Annotated in this window: 2 protein-coding genes and 1 pseudogene; all 3 read right to left on the reverse strand. The window is 56.8% G+C overall.

Annotated elements, in window-relative coordinates; genetic code table 11:
* Nucleotides 1-451 (reverse strand): annotated as a pseudogene (locus ACXJ5O_RS24885) (ABC transporter permease); the annotation flags it as partial.
* Nucleotides 430-1,497 carry an ABC transporter ATP-binding protein gene (locus ACXJ5O_RS24890; protein WP_457302243.1) on the reverse strand — a complete coding sequence of 356 codons (1,068 nt, stop codon included), beginning with the start codon at nucleotides 1,495-1,497 and terminating at the stop codon, nucleotides 430-432. The gene ACXJ5O_RS24890 and the pseudogene ACXJ5O_RS24885, both read right to left, overlap by 22 nt.
* 123 nt (nucleotides 1,498-1,620) lie before the next feature.
* Nucleotides 1,621-2,254: extracellular solute-binding protein (locus ACXJ5O_RS24895; RefSeq protein WP_457302244.1), on the reverse strand; the 634-nt coding region annotated here is incomplete at its 5' end.

A 2,254-nucleotide genomic window follows, 5' to 3' on the forward strand; every position in this document is an offset into this window, starting at 1 on the left:
CTGTGATTCTCGAAGATGCTGCCACGCTGACGGCCTGCCAGTAGGAAATGTCACCCCATCGCTTGTCCAGCGCAACAAGATCAATGCTTGCGGCAGTGTCCAAAGCAGCCTTACGCGTTTTGGGCATCAAGGTGCGAAAGCCGGATTTGGCACTGTTCAGCCGTCGGACAAGATCCCCGAACAACTGGTCGTCGCTGATCTGGCGCAGGTCGGCAACGAAAGCAGCTTGCATTTCAATGGTTGGGGGGCTGGTGCGATCCCAGCTCGAAACCGATCTCGCGGTGGCGGGGAGTGTGCGTGCCGCCACCGGGTCGGACACCGCGGACTTCATCATCGTGACGAGCGGTAACGCAAAAAAAACAATAAGGAACAGCAACAGCGGCGCGACAAGCGCCAGGGAAATCACCTGTTTGCTGAGCCTTGGCTGATTCATGGACTGACCACCCAGCAATCGGACGACAGGAAGGAAAGTTGCACCTCATCACCAATCGAAAGCGTGGGCTGGCTGCGGTCCGTCTTGATGGTCAGCGACTGGCTGTCGCTTCGTGCAACCAGCCGCAAATGATCCCCGTGATAGACGATATCGGAGACGGCGGCGGTGATGTTGTTGCCCGCAGCCTCCCGGCGTCCCACCTTTATCCGCTCGGGTCTTATCGACAGGCAAACACTGCTATTTGGGCGAAGGTCCGTGGCTGTTTCAACGAAAACTTGCTGGCCGGCGGGCAACTGGACACGGGCCGTACCGCCTTCGATGCTTTGTACGGAACCCCAGACCAGATTTGTCTCGCCAATGAACTCCGCGACGAATTGCGTGCTCGGATGGTCGTAGATATCCGAGGGTTTGCCAATCTGTTCTATTTTTCCGCGATTGAAAATCGCGATGCGATCCGACATCGTCAACGCCTCCGATTGATCGTGCGTCACAAAGACGATCGTCAGCTTGAGCCGCCGATGCAGATCCCTGATGTCCAATTGCATTTGTTCGCGCAGTTGCTTGTCCAGTGCGCCGAGCGGCTCATCCATCAAGACCACTTCTGGCTCGAAGATCAATGCACGTGCCAATGCAACCCGTTGCTGCTGTCCGCCCGACAGCTGTGACGGACGCCGCTCGGCAAGTGAACCAAGCTGCACCATATCGAGCGCCTTTCCTACGCGCTCCTTCACCTCCGCACGCGGGAGGCTGCGCATTTTCAAGGGGAAAGCGACGTTCTCCGAAACCGTCATGTGCGGGAAGAGCGCATAATTCTGGAAGACGACACCCATATTGCGTCTGTGCGGYGGCAAACTGTCAATTCGTTTGCCGCCCGCCCAGATCGCACCGCTTGTCGGATTCTCGAAACCCGCAAGCATCATAAGTATCGTCGTTTTGCCAGAACCGGAGGGACCAAGCAGGCTGATGAACTCCCCCTTACCGATCTCAAGATTCAGTCCATCTACAACGGTGAGGAGCCCGAAGGATTTGCTGACCTCCTCCAAGCGGATGAATGGATTGTTCAACGTCGATCACCTCGGCTCTCGGGAAGCAATGCGCAATGGCGACGGCTCCGACAAACCGCGGGCCTGTCCGTCACAACGGTGAAGGCAGGACCGCGTATCTCTCAGCGCTCATGCAGGACAAAGTCATTGCGCGAGCCAGGCATTGAACCGCTGCGTCAGGGCCTCGGAATTGTCGGTCCAGAAATCAACATCCAGGGAAATCGCTCCCTTGAGATTGTCCGGCGAAGTCGGAAGCTCGGTCTGAAATTTTGCAGGCACGAGTTTGCCCGCCTCAATGTTGGGAAGTCCGTAGGCGATGTATTCGGGCAATTTAGACTGGTTGTCCGCCTTGCTTGCATAGGCTATGAAGTCCATCGCCGTGTCCTTGTTGGGACTGTCCTTCAGCACTACCCAACTGTCGATAGCATAGATGCTGCCCGGAAACACAAAGCCGAAGTGCTTGCCTTCGGACCTGTTCAAACCGCTGATACGACCGTTATAAGCAGTAGTCATGACCACCTCTCCCGAGGAGAGCAACTGAAGCGGCTGCGCTCCGGCCTCCCACCAGACAATGTTCGGCTTCAGCTCATCGAGTTTTTTGAAGGCTCTATCGACGCCTCCCGGGGTAGCAAGGACGGAGTAGACTTCATCGGCGGCCACACCGTCCGCCATCAAGGCGAATTCAAGCGCGTATTTCGCTCCTTTGCGCAAGCCCCGCTTGCCGGGAATCTTCTTCGTGTCCCAAAAGTCTGCCCAAGAGGCCGGCGCTTGTTTCAAC

The sequence above is a fragment of the Phyllobacterium sp. P5_D12 genome (assembly GCF_054049495.1).